The sequence below is a fragment of the Aliiroseovarius sediminis genome (genome assembly GCF_022678485.1).
GTDB lineage: Bacteria > Pseudomonadota > Alphaproteobacteria > Rhodobacterales > Rhodobacteraceae > Aliiroseovarius > Aliiroseovarius sediminis.
Map to the genome: position 1 here is coordinate 1 of NZ_JALBYP010000026.1, position 17,180 is coordinate 17,180.

At 59.6% G+C, this 17,180-nt stretch carries 17 protein-coding genes and 1 tRNA gene; 7 read left to right on the forward strand and 11 right to left on the reverse strand.

Features of this window, described 5'->3' with window-relative positions; translation table 11 throughout:
- Positions 1-196: 196 nt before the first annotated feature.
- From MN186_RS06500 to MN186_RS06530, 7 genes are all read right to left on the reverse strand, one after another.
- Positions 197-271: transfer RNA gene (locus MN186_RS06500), tRNA-Gln, on the reverse strand.
- A gap of 130 nt (positions 272-401) precedes the next feature.
- On the reverse strand, positions 402-1,871 hold the full coding sequence (locus tag MN186_RS06505) for a phosphomannomutase/phosphoglucomutase (protein ID WP_242113564.1): 1,470 nt from the start codon (positions 1,869-1,871) through the stop codon (positions 402-404).
- A gap of 2 nt (positions 1,872-1,873) precedes the next feature.
- Positions 1,874-2,707, reverse strand: coding sequence for a 3-deoxy-8-phosphooctulonate synthase (gene kdsA / locus MN186_RS06510; RefSeq protein ID WP_242113565.1), 834 nt, complete (start codon positions 2,705-2,707; stop codon positions 1,874-1,876).
- A 1-nt stretch (position 2,708) separates the two neighbouring features.
- Positions 2,709-4,358 (reverse strand): KpsE/RkpR family capsule polysaccharide export protein, encoded by a 1,650-nt coding sequence (locus tag MN186_RS06515; protein WP_242113566.1) that lies wholly within the window; start codon positions 4,356-4,358, stop codon positions 2,709-2,711.
- Positions 4,336-4,995: an ABC transporter ATP-binding protein gene (locus MN186_RS06520; RefSeq protein ID WP_242113567.1), complete on the reverse strand. Its 660-nt coding sequence runs from the start codon at positions 4,993-4,995 to the stop codon at positions 4,336-4,338. The genes MN186_RS06515 and MN186_RS06520 overlap by 23 nt, the downstream gene beginning before the upstream one ends.
- Before the next feature lie 180 nt (positions 4,996-5,175).
- Positions 5,176-6,474, reverse strand: a complete 1,299-nt coding sequence (locus tag MN186_RS06525) for a Na+/H+ antiporter NhaA (RefSeq protein WP_242113568.1) — start codon at positions 6,472-6,474, stop codon at positions 5,176-5,178.
- A gap of 338 nt (positions 6,475-6,812) precedes the next feature.
- Positions 6,813-8,186, reverse strand: a complete 1,374-nt coding sequence (locus MN186_RS06530) for an SLC13 family permease (protein ID WP_242113569.1) — start codon at positions 8,184-8,186, stop codon at positions 6,813-6,815.
- A gap of 66 nt (positions 8,187-8,252) precedes the next feature.
- On the opposite strand from MN186_RS06530, the gene MN186_RS06535 reads away from it, so the two are divergent.
- The gene (locus MN186_RS06535; protein WP_242113570.1) at positions 8,253-9,020 is read left to right on the forward strand and encodes a helix-turn-helix domain-containing protein; all 768 of its coding nucleotides are present in this window, start codon (positions 8,253-8,255) and stop codon (positions 9,018-9,020) included.
- Between the two features lie 13 nt (positions 9,021-9,033).
- On the opposite strand, the gene MN186_RS06540 is transcribed toward MN186_RS06535, so the two are convergent.
- From MN186_RS06540 to MN186_RS06550, 3 genes are read right to left on the reverse strand one after another with little or no spacing between them, the layout of a single operon-like run.
- Entirely contained in the window at positions 9,034-9,903 is an 870-nt protein-coding gene (locus MN186_RS06540; protein WP_242113571.1) for an MBL fold metallo-hydrolase, read from the reverse strand.
- Between the two features lie 59 nt (positions 9,904-9,962).
- Positions 9,963-10,406, reverse strand: a complete 444-nt coding sequence (locus MN186_RS06545; RefSeq protein ID WP_242113572.1) for a Dps family protein — start codon at positions 10,404-10,406, stop codon at positions 9,963-9,965.
- A 57-nt stretch (positions 10,407-10,463) separates the two neighbouring features.
- Entirely contained in the window at positions 10,464-11,108 is a 645-nt protein-coding gene (locus tag MN186_RS06550) for a peroxiredoxin (RefSeq protein WP_242113573.1), read from the reverse strand.
- Between the two features lie 104 nt (positions 11,109-11,212).
- On the opposite strand from MN186_RS06550, the gene MN186_RS06555 reads away from it, so the two are divergent.
- The 3 genes from MN186_RS06555 to MN186_RS06565 all read left to right on the forward strand — a co-directional run bounded on the left by MN186_RS06555 (position 11,213) and on the right by MN186_RS06565 (position 13,999).
- Entirely contained in the window at positions 11,213-12,121 is a 909-nt protein-coding gene (locus MN186_RS06555) for a hydrogen peroxide-inducible genes activator (protein WP_242113574.1), read from the forward strand.
- 484 nt (positions 12,122-12,605) lie between these two features.
- Entirely contained in the window at positions 12,606-13,214 is a 609-nt protein-coding gene (locus MN186_RS06560) for a uracil-DNA glycosylase family protein (RefSeq protein ID WP_242113575.1), read from the forward strand.
- The gene (locus tag MN186_RS06565) at positions 13,211-13,999 is read left to right on the forward strand and encodes an SseB family protein (RefSeq protein WP_242113576.1); all 789 of its coding nucleotides are present in this window, start codon (positions 13,211-13,213) and stop codon (positions 13,997-13,999) included. Before MN186_RS06560 ends, MN186_RS06565 begins: the two co-directional genes overlap by 4 nt.
- 81 nt (positions 14,000-14,080) lie before the next feature.
- Here MN186_RS06565 and MN186_RS06570 read toward each other — a convergent pair whose 3' ends face one another.
- Positions 14,081-14,332, reverse strand: a complete 252-nt coding sequence (locus MN186_RS06570) for an accessory factor UbiK family protein (protein ID WP_242113577.1) — start codon at positions 14,330-14,332, stop codon at positions 14,081-14,083.
- A gap of 92 nt (positions 14,333-14,424) precedes the next feature.
- On the opposite strand from MN186_RS06570, the gene lgt reads away from it, so the two are divergent.
- Genes lgt through pgeF form a run of 3 tightly spaced genes read left to right on the forward strand, consistent with a single transcriptional unit; the run spans position 14,425 to position 17,173 of the window.
- Positions 14,425-15,333: a prolipoprotein diacylglyceryl transferase gene (gene lgt, locus MN186_RS06575; RefSeq protein ID WP_242113578.1), complete on the forward strand. Its 909-nt coding sequence runs from the start codon at positions 14,425-14,427 to the stop codon at positions 15,331-15,333.
- The gene (locus MN186_RS06580) at positions 15,330-16,418 is read left to right on the forward strand and encodes a class I SAM-dependent methyltransferase (protein WP_242113579.1); all 1,089 of its coding nucleotides are present in this window, start codon (positions 15,330-15,332) and stop codon (positions 16,416-16,418) included. The genes lgt and MN186_RS06580 overlap by 4 nt, the downstream gene beginning before the upstream one ends.
- The gene (gene pgeF / locus MN186_RS06585; protein ID WP_242113580.1) at positions 16,415-17,173 is read left to right on the forward strand and encodes a peptidoglycan editing factor PgeF; all 759 of its coding nucleotides are present in this window, start codon (positions 16,415-16,417) and stop codon (positions 17,171-17,173) included. Before MN186_RS06580 ends, pgeF begins: the two co-directional genes overlap by 4 nt.
- Positions 17,174-17,180: the final 7 nt, after the last annotated feature.

A 17,180-nucleotide genomic window follows, 5' to 3' on the forward strand; every position in this document is an offset into this window, starting at 1 on the left:
GGGCTAACCCCGTGGGAGTATCACCAACGGTCAAGAGAGGACCAAACCCTGAACAGAGCTAACCAATAAACGCGGACTCCAAGGGGAGCAGGTCACAAGCATTACTCAAGTGACTTAACTAACTGCTACGATTTGCTGCTACAATCTCAGAGCAGCAAGCTTCATAAGTCATTGATATTTATCAGTTTGGCGGAAATGGCTGGGGTGGTAGGATTCGAACCTACGGTACACTGTACCAAAAACAGTTGCCTTACCACTTGGCTACACCCCAGTGATGCGCGCCTAACTAGCCAAAGCCGATCAAAGGCGCAACCCCAAAATAGGGGAAATTGGCCCAGAACCAATTTGTAGCAAACAATCGTCTGTTCGGGTCACGCACTCAATGAAGGTTTGCCCCTTGCTCAGAGGTCAGGGGGCCGGTCTTGATCCGGCAATGTTTGATCATATGGTCCCACAATTGACTGTTGCCGCAGGATCGCGTCGATGCCATTAAATACAGCGCCCAAGTCTGATGCGCTGGTGAAACTTTCACAGACAACCACAAGATTAGGCGTGTTCGACGACGCGCGCACAAGCGCCCAGGCACCGTCTTCCAGTTGGACCCGTGCCCCGTTCAAAGTCAGGATATCCTCGATGTTGCGCCCTGCGATCCGCTGGCCGTCGCGTTGCATTTGAAAAAGCGTTTCCGTCAGCCGATCCACGACATCGTATTTCTGATTGTCTGGACAGGCCGGGGATAGGGTCGGCGAGGTCCAGCTTGCTGGAAGCTCGGCCATAAGGGTCGATAAGGTTGCGTCAGGGTGGTGATCCATCAACCGGCAAAGCGCGACCACGGCCCCCAAGGCACAGTCATATCCCCGCCCAAACGGCGAGCCGAAATAGAAGTGGCCGGACTTTTCAAATGCCGCCTGTGCGCCAGTTGCGCGAAGCTGTCGTTTCACATGGCTGTGGCCGGTCATACAGTACTCAACCGTCGCGCCATGCGATTTCAGCACCGGATCGGTCGCAAACAGACCGGTGGATTTCACATCCGCCAAGAACCGCGCGTTAGGGTGCGCGCCAGCCAGATCCCGCGCCATGAGCAGCCCCAGCTTGTCGGCAAACACCGGTGTGCCTGTTTCGTCGACCACGCCGATCCGGTCGCCATCGCCATCCATACCGATGGCGAAATCCGCCCCGCTTTCGCGCACTGCCGCCGCCATATCAGCCAGCATTTCAAGCGCTTCGGGGTTGGGGTTGTAATGCGGGAAGCTGTGGTCAAGCGTGCAGTGACATTCGACCACCTCGACGCCAAGACGGCGCAACAGGTCGGGCGCAAACGCGCCTGCCGTCCCATTGCCCGTTGCACAGACGACGCGCAGGGGCCGTGTGATCGGCTCGCCGGCCAAGAGGTCGTCAAGATAGGCATCCTGAACATCTGTCACGGATTGCGCCGCGCCACCATCTGCCCGGTCGAAATCCCGCGACAAAACAATATCGCGCAACTCGGCCATGTCTTCTGGGCCGTGGGTGCAGGGGCGGTCAAAACCGATTTTCAAGCCTGTCCACCCGTTTGGGTTATGGCTGGCCGTCACCATCGCCACCGCACCTACATCCAGATAAAATTGCGCAAAATAGGCCATCGGCGACAGGCACATACCGATATCCAGAACGTGCGCGCCTGCCTGGCCTAGCCCCTTGATCAGCGCTGCCTGCACCGCGGGAGAGTAGCAGCGATAGTCCCGCCCCACGATAATTTGAGGCCCAAGACCGCGCCGCGCAAGCTGCGTCCCAAGCCCCAGACCAACTGCGGTGATCCCCTCCAGATCAATATCCTGCGGGAAACGCCACCGGGCGTCATATTCGCGAAATCCACTGGGGCACAATCGCATGATCACACGTCCAAAGGCCGTTCTTTTGCCAGCCGGTCAAAGGCGGCCAGGTCGGCGACAAGCTTCGCCATCTGGTCCAGCGGCACCATGTTTGGCCCATCCGACGGCGCGTGGTCTGGGTCAGGGTGGGTTTCGATAAATACACCTGCCACGCCCAACGCCACAGCGGCCCGCGCGAGGGCAGGTGCAAACTGCCGCTGACCGCCCGAGCTCGCCCCTTGCCCGCCCGGCATCTGGACCGCGTGGGTGGCATCCATAATTACCGGGTGGCCGGTCGCGGCCATCTGCGGCAACGCACGCATATCGCAGACAAGCGTGTTGTATCCGAATGCGGTGCCCCGCTCGGTCAGCATTACCTGCTCATTGCCTGATCGGGTGATCTTGTCGACGACATACTGCATGTCCCAAGGGGCCAAGGCCTGACCTTTCTTGATGTTGATCGGCTTGCCCGTGCGCGCCGCGGCGATCAGCAGATCAGTTTGTCGGCACAAAAAGGCGGGAATCTGAAGAATGTCGACGACTTTGGCAACAGGGATGCATTGGTCAGGCAAGTGCACATCAGTCAGCACGGGCACGCCAACCTTGGCCTTGACCTCGGCCAAGATCGAAAGCCCATCAAACATGCCCGGACCGCGCGCGCCGGACAGGGACGTGCGGTTGGCCTTGTCAAACGAAGCTTTGAACACGTAACCCAGCCCGTTGTCAGCACATATCCTTGCCATATGCCGCGCAATCGCGATGGCATGGTCGGCCCCCTCAAGCTGGCAGGGGCCAGCGATGATCGTCAGCGGGCGGTCATTGCCGATACGAACGTTGCTGACAACCACTTCTGCCATGTCAGGACGACACCTGTTCGCGCAGAATTGACACGGTGATTGAGGCCATTAGGTAAACGCCTGAAAAGATCAGGAACGCCAGCAACGTATTCTCGAACGCGCGGGGATAGGTCGGTTCGTCTGGTGCGACGGGACGCACACCCAGTTCCAGATAGCGGGTCTGCTTGTTCGCCTCGATCCGCGCGTTTTCAAGCTGTTGCAAGGACTGCTGCATAAGAAGAGTGCGCGTCTCAAGATTGGTCTGGGCGATCCGCAGCCGTCCGCTGATCGACGCAAGCGACCCGTTCTCACCTGCCGTTTCCGTCAGCCGGCCACGCAGTTCAATGATCAATGTTTCTAGCCGTCCGATATCGCCGCGCAAGCCATCAACCCGCGCCTGATTGGGGCGAGCATTGTCCATAAGCTGCTGCAGGGCCAGTCGCTTTTCCTGAAGCTGGCTTTCAAAACCCGTGATCTGCGACATTAACGCGGCAGCGTCCGACGTGGCATCGAACACGCCCATTTCCTCTTGCAGACGCAGCACCTCAGCCTGTGCGTCCAGCATGTCCTGTTCGGCCTTTTCATAGCTTGCGATCGCGCCTTCCATCTGGTCTTCGCGCAACCGCTGGGTCAGATTGTCGACCCGTTCTTCAGCGTACGACACCAGCACCTCGGAAAACTGCGCACTTTGTTCGGGCGCCGGGGCGATGACTTCCATCTTGACGATGCCTTCGGTGGGGTCGAACCCGATTTTTACGTTCTTCTTATAAAGCTTATAGGCCGCTTCGTTCGATGCCCCCTCCTCCAACCGCTGTATGGGGTCGATGTTATCGTCTGAGAAGATCGACTTATATCCAAGGTCGCCATCCAGCCTAAGCATCGCATCGCGCGATGTCAGATAGCTTTGCACCGTGATGCTGTCTTGCGACGTAGCAAGGCCCGAACCTGCAAACAGGCTGCCCAGCCCACTGCCGCCCTGCCCGTCCGCCTTCTGGATCACGAACTCGGTCTTGGTGGCATACATCGGAGTGGCGTAGTTATAGTAGTAGAGTCCAGCGATCACGGTTGGCAGAAAGACGAAAAACGCCAGTCGCAAGAACAGGAACCATAGCTTACGCCGACGGCGACGGGCGATGTCCACCTGAATGGCGCGCACCGATCGCGCGCGATCCGCATCATCATAGACATGGTTGGCGGGCAGGCGCGGCATTTGACGTGGTTCAGGCAGGTTGTTCGCCCCACTGCCATCTGCCCCCACAAGGTCGAGCATATTTGTGCGTTTGAACGGGTCGATGCCAGCTTTGCGCAGCTTGTGCACCGCGTCGAACTCTGTTTCGAATGCGATGCCGTGTTTTTGCGCGACCCGCCGCGCCATGCGCAGTTGTCGCCCGGTCAAACCCTCTTTGCGGATCGCCTCGACGGCCGGGTCAGCATTCTGATCGGCGGAAGTGTCGGGCGCACGGTCGTTGGCTACAAACCCTTCCTTGGGGAAGCCATCTTCGACACCCGCTTGTGCCATTTCTTCGAACGGGTTTGGTTTTCGCGCGGGTGCCGCGGGTTGGTCGGCGTTGTGTGCAGGTTGGGGCGCGCCACTGGGTTGCGCCGCGTCGGTCGGACGGGGGCGCGATGTGCGGGTGATGCGAAATTTCTTAGCCCTGGGTTTGGTAGTCATAAAGACGCTTCGCTTCTTCCAACGTTTCAAACATGTATAACTGACCATCCCGCAGCACGGCTGCCGACTGGCAGAATTTCTCAAGCGTCTGTGCCTGATGGGACACGATGACCACGGTGGATTTCGCCAATCGTTCCCGCAGCACGTCGCCCGCCTTTCGATTGAACTGCGCATCGGTGCTTTGTGGCATGCCTTCGTCAATCAGATAGATGTCGAAGTCCAGTGCCAACAGCAGCGCAAAGGAAAACCGCCCCCGCATACCCGCGCTATAGGTCGCAACGGGGAAGTCGTAATATTCCTCAAGCTCGCAAAGCCAACGGGTGAAAGCTTCGACATAATCGGCGTCAAGCCCATAGAGCTTGGCAATGTAGCGCGCGTTTTCCTTTGCCGACAGTTTCCCGATGATACCGCCCATGAAACCCAGCGGAAACGATACCCGACAGCCACGGCGAACATCGCCTTCGTCCGGCTTTTCCAGCCCGGCCATCATGTTGATCAACGTCGTCTTTCCGGTGCCGTTCGGCGCAAGGATGCCCAAGGATTTACCCAGTTCGACCCGAAAGGACACATGGTCAAGGATGACCTTGCGCTGGCGTCCCGTCCAGAACGATTTGCTGACATTGTCGAATTCAAGCATGGTTGTCCCGACATGGCTGCGGCCTGACGCGAGTAGATCAGTATTCTTAACGTCGCACCATAATCGCATACTTGGGCAGCATTATGTCCGACAAAACCGCGACACACCAACGGTATGTCGCAGTTTATATCGAAAACTTTTCACATCGGCCCCGATCATGACTGATCGGTGGCCAGTGCATCAACCCTCTTGCTTTTGCACTTTCAGCAACTTTCCTGCCGCAAGCGAAAGGAACACGGCGCCAAAGCTAAACAGCGCACCCATTTTGGCGGCATCCTGCACCGGACCGGGCGCAAAGGCGACGGACGCAACAAACAGCGATACTGTGAAGCCGATGGCGGCAACAAAACCAATCACCACAAGGTCGATTGGGCGCATGCCAGCTGGAAGGCCCAGCTTCATTGGATAGGCCGCAAGCCAGCCCATCAGAAAAATTCCCACCGGCTTGCCGATAATAAGGCCCGCAAGAACCAACCATGTGGCCTCGGAAATCGCACCAAACTCAACGCCGGCGTTCAGAAGGCCGAAGAAGAACAGGACCACATCGACAGGAATGGCCAAGCCGTGCTCCATCTGGTTCAGGGTGTCGGACAGATATCGTTCAGCATCGGCGAAGATGCCAAAGGCACGGTCGGCATGCGGGATCGCGGGAATGACCGGCAGAAGACCCAGCGCCGGGTGAATGCCCGCCTGCGCAAAGCCATACCAACTCAGGCAACCCGCGATGGCATAGGGATACCAACGCAGCTTCTTGCGCGCCCAGGTCGAGCGGGTGCGCAGTTGATCGCCCCGGTCCATGCGGCGCGGCAACCAGTTGAACACCAGAAACACCCCGGCAGACGCGGCCACTGACAGCAACAGCCACACTGGCGCAAGTTCACCCGAGGGATAGAAGATCGCCAGAATGATCAGCCCCGCCGCATCATCGGCAATGGCCAGCAGAAGCAGGAACCGCACCGCAGGGTGGCCCGCGCCAAAGACCATCCGCCCGACCAGATAGCTGAACGCGATATCCGTGGCCGTCGGAATGGCCCAACCGCGCGACACCGCGTCAAACGTCGTCGAGCCAAGAAAATAGGCAATACCAAGATAAACAGCGATTGGCCCCAGCATACCGCCAGCAGTCGCAACCAACGGCGTGGCCGCTTTCTTGCCACGCAGCGAACCGTTTTTCAGTATCACCGCCTCCCAGACCTCTTTGCCCGCAATCGCGAAGAACAGGGCCATCAGCATATCGTTTATAAGGTAGTGGAAAGTCACCACGCGCTCCACATCGCCGTATTCGAAGTGATACGCGGCCTCGCCATAAACTTTTTCCCAATAGCCGATGTCGATTCCGATCCAGCTGTTGAACCACAACGGGTATTCGACCACGTGGTGATAGGAATGCGGATCTATGTTAGCCCAAACCAACGCCAGCACGGCCCCGCTGATCAGAAGAATCGAGTAGGTCGTGATAAAATTCCACACGCGATACATAAGGATGCCCCGTCTAGTTCCTGTTTAGAAACAGGCCGCGCCCCTGCAACAAGTGGCTGGGGCGCGACCGTTTTTATTCGTGTATTTTCGGAAATACGGCAACTGCCCCCAAACGACAATGGTCCAGCCTGAAGTTCAGGTTTTTCAACGGGTCAGGCGATACCTCTCCAACTTAGTCCCGCAGCGTTGGCTCTGACCTTCAGCCCTATTTGGCGTCCGCTTCAGGTGACGCATCTGGCGCGTGTGGTCTGGCCAAAAGTCGGTTATACATCGTGTTCCAGCAACCGCGTCAGTTGGGGTAGCCGGAGGAAAGAGCCAAACAGATGTTCGACCTACATTCAGATGACACCGAGCAGTTTCCACCACAGATAATCCACCGGTAGAAGGACGAGCACGGTAACAACGAACAGAGCCACTGTAACCTTCAAGAGGGGCCGCGTGCTTTCGCCAGCCAATCCCATAGCCACGATCAGCGGACCGACCTGATAGGGAAAGACAACAGTTGAAAATCCGATAACCTGCGTCATCAAAACCGCATTGAGCGAGAATCCCGTGGTCTCGGCCAGGTCGGGTGCAAGGGGCGTCAGAACGGCAGGAACTCCCGGCATTGTGGTGAAGATCGAGGTGCCAGCCCCCAAAAGGGACAGCGAAACGAAATTCATGAAATCCTGGCCCGCTTGCAGGGGCAGGATGGAAAATGCCTCGGTCGCGATGATATCACCCAGGCCGCTTGAACTGACGATCGTTCCAAGCGTCAAGGCGCCCGCCACGAACAACAGCATCGAAAAATCGACCGATGACTTGAAAACCGGCGGTGGCACAAAGCCCAGTTGTGGTACCATCAGGACAAGGGACGCACCCAAGCCGATCCAGGCTGCGTTGATCCCGTGGAGTTGATCCGTGGCCCAAAGCCCAAGTGTGATCAGAAGGATCGCCATCAACGCCACCTGATGACGCCCCGAGCCTGCGCGCTGCTCGTCCTGCGTGTCATCTGGTTGCACTTGTGCGGGGAAGAACAGCAGCACGAGGCCCACGATAATGGCTGATTTCAACAGCCCCAGCACCGGGTAGTGTAGCAACAGGTAATCGGCATAGCTGAACTGCAGTCCAAAAGACTGCTCGGCCACACCTGATAAGATGATATTGGGGATATTCGACGGCAGGATCGCAAAACTGGGCATATTTGTCCCGATGGCAATGACAACGGCGACGCCTGTGCGCCCGGTTGATCCCTTCCCCAGCCCCAATGCATCCGCCAGCGCCATACCCACAGGCACCAAGACAGCGGCGCGCCCAAGGGATGAGGGCATAACAAAGCCCAGCGCCATGCTCAGAAGCATGAGCCCAGCGATCAAAGTGGCATAGCTTTTGGACAGATGCGGGTGCGCCACCGCCCCCATGCGTGCGCCCAGCCCCGAATGGGTGATGGCCGCGCCGATGACAAAGCCCGCCACCACAAGCCAGATCGCAGATGATGAAAAGCTGGCGAAGACATCCTGCGGGGTGGCCAGCCCGCCCAAGATCAGCGCGGTGAACAGAAAGGTCGACCCGACATATCCCGGAACCAGACCCGTGCCCCAGATCGCCAGGGTGACAAGCATGACGCCGAAGGTCAGCGCTTGTTCTGTCGACATGCCTGCGGGTTGGGCAAAAGCGCTCCAAGCGGCCAGCAGAAGTGCCAATGCAAAGATGAGTTCTTTAGCGCGTGTCATGGTGGACCCCTTCATTCCTTGCACTCAGAGGTATGCCTTCATCGCGCCATGTAGTAGGATGACAAAATGACAAAAGATGTCGAGTTTCCGCCAAATCCACCTGCACGGCTCATTGCGTGGTCCGGACAGCTGGATAAGGGTGCGCGCCCCGCCACGCGTTACAGCGACAGGGCGCAGGTATTGTTCTGTTATGACGGGCTGATGCGGATCGATGCGGGACAGGATCGTTGGTATATTCCGGACCGTTTCGGGATTTGGCTGCCCAAGGGCCTGAACGCGCAAATCGAGGTGGCGGAGCAGATCGAGTTTCAAAGCTTCTCGCTCCATGCGCAGGTGGCGCAGAGCCTTGGCATGCCCGATCGGCCCACGGTTTTGCGTGCCACGCCGCTTATCCGTGGTATCGGGCGGCGCTTGATGGATGGCGATGCCCTCACGCCCGCCGCGCAACGGCGTCTGGGGGTGGTCGCTCTGGACGAAATCGCGCGGCTTGAGCGCCCTGATCTGCATTTGCCGGGAAGCCGAGAGCCGCGCCTGTCGCGTGTGATGTCCCATCTGCTGGAACGCCCTCAAGACGCAGGCAGTCTTGCGGCACTTGCGGCCCGCGTAGGCACGAGCGAACGCACACTCAGCCGCCTTTTCCAGAAGGAAACGGGAATGAGCTGGCGCGCGTGGCGCGACAGAATGCGCTTCGTTCTGGCGTTGGAAGGGCTTCAGATTGGGCGCAACAGCACAGAGCTTGCGGCAACACTGGGCTATTCCAGCCCTTCAGCTTTTGTCGCGGCGTTCAGACGCCAAAGCGGGATGACGCCAACACAGTGGCGTCATCAGCGCTAAGGGCTGAAGCTGGTCAGCGGCTTTCAAAGTAGTTCAATGGCACCGTCAGATAAGACCGGCCATTGCTCTCCGCGTCGGGAAGACGACCGCCGCGAATGTTGATCTGCAACGCCGCCAGCATCAATTTGGGAAGCGGTAAGGTTGCATCCCGGGCATCACGCAGGGCGCGGTATTCTGCCTTTGTCGGGGCGTCTTTCCAATGGATATTTGCGGCGCGGTGTTCGGCGACTGTTGCTTCGCATCGCGCCTCGCGATCTGGGGCGTAATCGTGGCCGACGAAAACCCGAGTCTCGTCCGGCAGCGCAAGGATGGCCGAGATGCTGTCATAAAGCGCGGCGGAACTGCCGCCCGGAAAATCGGCGCGCGAACTGCCGCTGTCGGGCATCATCAGCGTGTCATGCACAAAGGCCGCATCCCCCGCGACATAGGTGATCGACGCCAACGTATGCCCCGGAGAGAACATCACAGTGACGGGCACGTTGCCGACCATGAACGTGTCGCCGTCGGCAAACAGGCGGTCCCATTGGCTGCCGTCGGTCGGGAAATCGTCTGGCAGGTTATAGATGCCCTGCCACAGCTTCTGAACGTCTGTGACGTTTGCCCCGATGGCCGTTGGCGCACCCGTCTGCGCCTTCAACCATTGCGCCGCCGAAAAGTGATCAGCGTGGGGATGGGTGTCGAGGATCCATTCAAGCTTGATCCCGGTCTTGTTCACATAGTCCAACAGGCGTTCGGCATTCGCGGTCGACGTCGCGCCCGCCAACGGGTCGTAGTCAAGAACCGGATCAACGATGGCGCCTTTCATCGTGTCGGGGTCGTGAAAGACATATTGCCAGCTTCCGGTCGGTTCGTCCCAGAGCCCTTTGACGATTGGATTTGTCATTTTCCTGCTCCTTCTCGGTCTTTTGTGGGGCGCCGCGCCGATGGCACGGCACGCAAAGCTCAGCGCAGGCTGGCCTTCATCATCCACAGCTCTTTTTCGTGCCACTCCAGACGGTCGGTTAACAGGCCCGCAGAAACTTCGTCACCTGCATCGCTGGCAGTCGCGATCGTATTGCGCAATGTTGCCGCAAGCGCTTCGTGACCTGCAACCAGTTTTGCCACCATGTCGTCGGCAGATTTCGCCAGGTCGTCTTCGGCGCTGGCCTTTGCCATGAGGCCGGCAACAGTTCCCGGAGCATAGGCCCCCAGAATACGGATACGTTCGGCGATCTCATCCAGCGCGCCCCAGAGGTTTTGGTATTGCGCTTCAAAGACTTCGTGCAACTGGCGGAAATTCGGCCCCTCGACGTTCCAGTGGTAACCATGGGTTTGAACATACAAGCGAAAGGTTTGCCCCAGAACCGTGTTCAGCGCCTCGATATTGTCTTGGGTCGTGGTGGTCATGGTTTTAGCTCCTGAATTAAATGTGGGGGGCGAGCCGCAATGGCCCGCCCATTTGCGTCACAGCATACGGGTCGAGAAATACCAGTCGACCGTGTCGTAGCCTTCGCCCGCGCGCGCCATTGCGGCCTCGGGCGTCGCGGGTGTTGGCACAATGACCGGCTGGCCGGGTGTCCAGTTTTCCGGCATCGCGCAGGCGTTCTCGTCAGCGGTCTGCATCGCAACCAGCAGGCGGTAGATTTCATCAACCGAACGCCCCGCGTTCATCGGATAATAGACCATGGCCCGCAGCACGCCTTCGGGGTCGATCAGGAAGGTCGCGCGCACGGCTGCCGTGTCGGATGCGCCGGGCTGGATCATGCCATAGGCTTGGGCCACCGCCATGTTCAGGTCCGCGATGATCGGGAACTTGATCTCGACGCCGAACTTCTCTTTGATGTTCAGCATCCACGCGATGTGGCTGTAGTGGCTGTCGATGGACAAGCCCAGAAGCTCGGTATTGCGCGCGGCAAACTCCTCATGTTTCTTGGCGAATGCGATGAACTCGGTGGTGCAAACCGGTGTGAAGTCGGCAGGGTGCGAAAACAGCACCAGCCATTTGCCACGGTAATCTTCCAGCGTTTTACGGCCATGGGTCGTGGGCGCGTCAAATGCCGGTGCGGGTTCATTCAAACGGGCGACGGGTTGTTGTATTTGGTCGGTCATTTTTGCTGTCCTTCTTTTCAGCGTCTTGATGACACAGAGATAGTGGATGGACAGTTATAGGTGAAATTGAATATAAAGATCATAGTTATAGGATTTGTCTATCAATGCTGACCCTTCGCCAGTTGCGCTTTCTGACCGCCGTCGCCGAGACGCTGAACTTCTCGCGTGCGGCAGAGATGTGTTTTGTCACACAGCCAACGCTCAGCGCAGGGATAAAAGAGCTTGAAGACCGTGTGGGTGTGCAGTTGGTTGAGCGGACCCGGCGCAGCGTCATGCTCACCCCGCTTGGCAAAGACATCGCTGCGCGCGCAAGGCGTCTGCTTCTGGATGCCGCCGAGATCGAAACCCTCGCCCGGGCGCATCAGAACCCCTTGGAGGGCGATCTTAAACTCGGGTCGATCCCGACAATCGGTCCTTACCTTTTACCTCGTACCTTGCCTGCGATCCGCAAGGCCTTTCCCGATCTGCGCGTCTATTTGCGCGAAGAGATGACCGAGAGCCTGATTGATGGGCTCAATGCCGGTCGGCTTGATCTGATCCTGATCGCGCTGCCGTTTGAAACCGGTGCATTGGATATTCTGCCGCTTTTCGAAGATGGGTATCAATTGGCCTCGCCCGCCGATTGGCCCACCCCGCAGGACGCCAAAACACTGACCCAAAGCGGGCAACTGATGCTGCTTGAAAAGGGTCATTGCCTTCAGCGTCATGCACTGGAAGCCTATCCCGGCCGGATCGTGTCCGCGGAAGACAGCTTTGCCGCGACCAGTCTGACGACATTGATTGCGATGGTGTCCGAGGGGTTGGGCGTCACGCTTTTGCCGAACCTCGCGGTGTCCGCGGGGGTTGTTGGAAGCAGCGATGTGCGTCTGACCCCGCTTCCCGACGCCTGTCCGCGTCGTGTCGTTCTTGCATGGCGCCCCGGATCGGCACGCCAAGAGCTGTTCAAAAAACTCGGCAACCTGTTGCAGCGCGAAAGTCGGTCCAGTTCAGGAACACCAAGGGCATCCCCTTAGCAGATGCCCGCCAAGGCTTGCGCCAAGCCTCATTTGGAAAACGGCTGATGGCCGATTGCAGCAGCGCGCCATACAGATATTCCAATCAAAACCGCGCCGTCTTGGTTATCGCGATACCCCCGCGCGCCGACTCTGCGGTCAAAGCGCAGGGCTGGCTAATGCCGTCCCACAGCACGGTATATGCCATTATCGGCGATCTGGCGGAACCAGAACCCCGATTGGCCGACCTATGACATCCCTGCTGTTTTCTGTGTCGATAAGGGCAGCGTTTTCACATCCGAGCAGCTGCAGGAAGGCAATCAAAACAGGATGAACGGCGTTATGTGCAGCAGCGTGGCGAATTGCGCGGCTGCGATATCGACATTGACCGGTCCAACAGTTTTTCTCATGTTGTTGGACATCCGATAATGAAATGACGGGCAAGCCTTACTTCAACATTTCTTGAAGTATTGCATCACGACTCACGCGCTTCTAAGCTAAACTCATGACCAGCCTGCCCCGCGAGATTGCCGCCTGCCGGATATGTGCCGACCGCTTCGCCGCAACCGCGACAGGCCACACCCCGCGCCCGGTCGTTTGGTTCCAACCCGGCGTGCGGATACGCATTATTGGTCAGGCGCCGGGGATGCGTGTGCATAAATCCGGCCTGCCCTTCGATGATCCGTCCGGCGACCGGCTGCGCGATTGGATGGGGGTGGATCGCCACAGCTTTTACGATATGTCGACGATTGCCATCACGCCAATGGGATTCTGTTTTCCCGGCTATGACGCAAAAGGCTCTGACCTACCGCCACCCAAAATTTGCGCGCAGACATGGGCGGATCGTGTGGACGCCGCCCTTGCCGATGTGCCCTTGACGCTGGTGGTGGGCGGATATGCCCAAGCGCGCCATCTGGGCCGCGGCAAAGGCGTGACCGCCACCGTTCAGGGCTGGCGCGATCATGCGCCGCGCCTCTTCCCCTTGCCACATCCGTCCTGGCGCAATACGGCATGGCTGAAGAAAAACCCGTGGTTCGAGGCCGAGCTGCTGCCGGTTCTGCGAAGCCGCGTGGCCCAGGTTCTGAGCGACCCAAACACAAAGTCCGACCAATGACCGACACCACCCGTCTTGATGATGCCCACGCCGCCATGCAGGCGGACCTGAATGACGACACTGCCCGGCTCAGGTTTTACGAACGACTGGCGGATGGCGAGCTGTTCGTGCTGTTGACCGAAGAACCCGAGGGCGACGATATCACCCCGGATATTTTCACGCTCGAAGAAGCCTCGTTCATTCTGGTGTTCGACCGCGAGGATCGGCTGGCCGATTTCGTCGGCGCCCCTGCCCCCTATGCCGCCTTGCCCGGTCGGGTGATCGCGGGGATGCTGGCGGGTCAAGATATCGGGCTGGGGGTCAATCTTGGCGTTGCGCCGTCCTCGATCCTGATCCCGGCCGAGGCCGTCGCGTGGCTGGCCGACACCCTGAAAACCGGCCCCGAACAAATCGAGGCTCGCATCGCCGAAGTCCACCGCCCCACCGCGCCCGACGCCCTGATCACCGCGCTGGATGCCAAGCTGGCCAGCGCGCAAGGGCTTGCCAGCCACGCCTGCCTTGCGGGCGTGACCTATACCGATGGGCGAAAGGGGCATTTGCTGGGTTTCGTCGATGCAGCCCAAGGTGCCGAACGCGCGCTGGCCGGTGCCGCGAACGAGGCGCTGACCTTTTCCGGGCTTGAGGAAGGCGAGATGGACGTGGGCTTCTTTGCCGGCAGCGATCAGGTCGCAGGGAAGCTTGCCGCGCTGGGCGTGCGGTTTGACTTGCCCGCCCCGGCCGCACCTGAACCGGTGCAAAGGCAGGCACCGGGGTCAGACCCCGAAAAACCACCGATCCTGAAATAAACGTCCATCACAGCCGGTCAGCGGACACAAAAAACCCGCGGATCCGGGCAGATCGACGGATCAGGATGGGATTTGTGCACCCTATTTCTTCGTCTTTTTCGTCTCAAGCGCGTCCAGACGGGCCTTCAACGCCTCGTTTTCTTCGCGCGCTTTTTGGGCCATCGCGCGCACGGCGTCGAATTCCTCGCGGGTGACGAAGTCACGGTCGGCCAGCCAGCGGTCCATCCAGCTTTTCATCGCGGTTTCGGCTTCGTCTTTTGCCCCCTGCGCCACGCCCATGGCGTTGGTCATCAGTTGGGACATATCGTCCAGTATCTTGTTGCGCGTCTGCATCGGCATCTCCTCGCTTGCTGGGGCCTATATGGGGATTTCCGCGGGCATAGACAAGGTTGACTTGTCCCGCCTGTCAGGGTCAGGAAGGCGCCATGTTTTTGGCGATCCCCTTTCCCGCCATCTCGCCCGAGATCTTCTCGGTCGAGATTGGCAATTTCACCCTCGCATTGCGCTGGTATGCGCTGGGCTATCTGGTCGGCATCGCGGTTGGCTGGTGGATTATCGCGCGGGCCATTGCGAATGCGTCCCTGTGGCGCGGTGATGCGCCGATAACGCGTCCGCAGTTAGAAGATCTTGCCACATGGGCGATCCTTGGCATCGTTCTGGGCGGGCGACTGGGCTATGTGCTGTTCTATGACCCCGTGCATTTCATCCAGAACCCGCTGGATATTCCGAAGATCTGGACGGGCGGCATGTCGTTCCACGGCGGGTTCCTTGGCATTGTCGTGGTGACGTGGCTGTTTGCCCGGAAGCACGGCATTGCGGTGGCGAAGCTCGCCGACCTTATGGCGATTGCCGCCCCCGTCGGCATCGGGCTGGTGCGCGTTGCCAATTTCATCAATGCCGAGCTTTGGGGCCGCCCGACCACCGCGCCTTGGGGCGTGATCTTTCCCGGCGAGGCGGCGCGAACCTGCCCCGGCTGGGACGCGGCCCTTGGCGCATGTGCCCGCCATCCCAGTCAACTCTACGAAGCGGTGCTTGAGGGGCTTGTCCTTGCCGCTGTGCTTCTGATCCTCGCCTTTCGCCGTGGCTGGCTGAAACGTCCGGGGATGCTGACAGGGCTGTTCTTTCTTGGCTACGGGTTGGCCCGCTTCACGGTCGAGTTCTTTCGCCAGGCCGATGACCAATTCATCACCCCCGAAAACCCATTGGGTCATGTGATCGGGCTGGGTGACTGGGGGCTGACGATGGGTCAGACGCTGACCCTGCCGATGATCATTGTCGGGGTCCTGACCCTGATTTGGGCCGCCAGACGCACGCCAAAGGCCACCATGTCATGACCCCACTTGGCGACATTCTGGCGCGACGGATTGCGGCGACTGGCCCGATATCCATCGCGGATTACATGGCCGAATGCCTGCTGCATCCCGAACACGGCTACTACGCCACCCGCGACCCGTTGGGCGCGCAAGGGGATTTCATCACCGCGCCCGAGATCAGCCAGATGTTCGGTGAAATGCTGGGACTGGCTTTGGCACAAGCCTGGATGGACCAAGGCGCGCCGCATCCCTTCACCTTGGCCGAGCTTGGGCCGGGTCGTGGCACCTTGATGGCCGACATCCTGCGCGCAACCAAGGCCGTGCCGGGGTTTCACGCAGCGGCTGATCTGCACCTTGTCGAACGGTCCTCGGTGCTGAAAGCCGCGCAAGCCCGCACACTTGCCCCGCACGCGATCACCCATCACGACACCACCGCCACCCTGCCCGACGCTCCGCTGTTTGTGGTCGCAAACGAGTTCTTCGACGCTCTGCCCATCCGCCAGTTTCAACGCGATGGGGAAGGCTGGCGTGAACGGCAGGTGGGACTTGACGGGGACCTTCTGACGCTTGGCCTGACCGCCCCCCTGCCCGTGCAAGACCTTGCCTTCCGGCTGGACGACACGCGCGATGGAGACGTGGTCGAGCGTTGCCCCGCCGCCGCCGCCATCCTTGCCGACCTGTCATCCCGAATTGAACCCCGTGGAGGTGCCGCGCTGATCATCGACTATGGCGACTGGCGCTCGGTCGGCGACACGTTGCAGGCGGTGGCGCAGCACGACCATGTCGACCCGCTGGCCGTCCCCGGTCAGGCCGACCTGACCGCGCATGTGGATTTCGAAGCACTGACCCACGCAAGCGCCCCGCTGACACCACACCTGCTGGCGCCCCAAGGCGTGTTTCTTGAGCGTTTGGGCATCACCCAACGCGCGCAAACGCTGGCGCAAAATCTCAGCGGTGATACGCTGGACGCCCATATCAAGGCGCACCGGCGCTTGACGCACCCGGACGAAATGGGGACGCTGTTCAAAGTGCTTGGGCTGACTCGCGCGAAAGCGCCGGACTTGCCCGGCCTCACCCGAAACCGACCCCACGCTGACGCTTCATGACCTTGGAAATCATCACCTCAAACGCCCTTTTGCCGCTGAAACATGGGTTCTTTACCCGCCGGGGCGGAGCGTCTTCGGGCGTCTATCAAGGCCTTAATTGCGGTGTCGGCAGCCAGGATCAATCCGAATTGGTGTCGATCAACCGCAACCGAGTGGCGCAGGCCCTTCAGATTGATCACGATAATCTGTGCGGGGTTCATCAGGTGCACTCCCCCGATGTCGTCACGCTGGACGGGCCGATCACCGGCGACAAACCCAAGGCCGACGCACTGGTTACGGCCACACCCGGTCTGGCCCTGACAATCCTGACCGCCGATTGCCAGCCGGTGCTGTTTGCCGACACGGAGGCAGGCGTGATCGGCGCGGCCCATGCAGGCTGGAAAGGCACCATCGACGGCGTGCTAGAGGAAACTGTGGACGCCATGCTGGCCCTCGGCGCCAAACGCAGCTCGATTACCGCCATTATCGGCCCGACGATCAGCCAGCGTGCCTATGAGGTTGGGCCTGAATTCTTCGACGAATTCATGGGCGCGGATCCCGACTATGGCCGCTTTTTCGCAGGCGGACAGGGCGACCGGGCAATGTTCGATCTGCCGGGCTTTGGCCTGCACCGCCTGCGTGAGGCGGGCATAGACCGGGCCGAGTGGATCGGGCATTGCACCTATTCCGACCCCGACCGGTTTTATTCCTATCGGCGCAGCTGCCATGCGAACGAAGCCGATTACGGGCGCTTGATCTCGGCCATCAGGCTTTAGCCGCGCA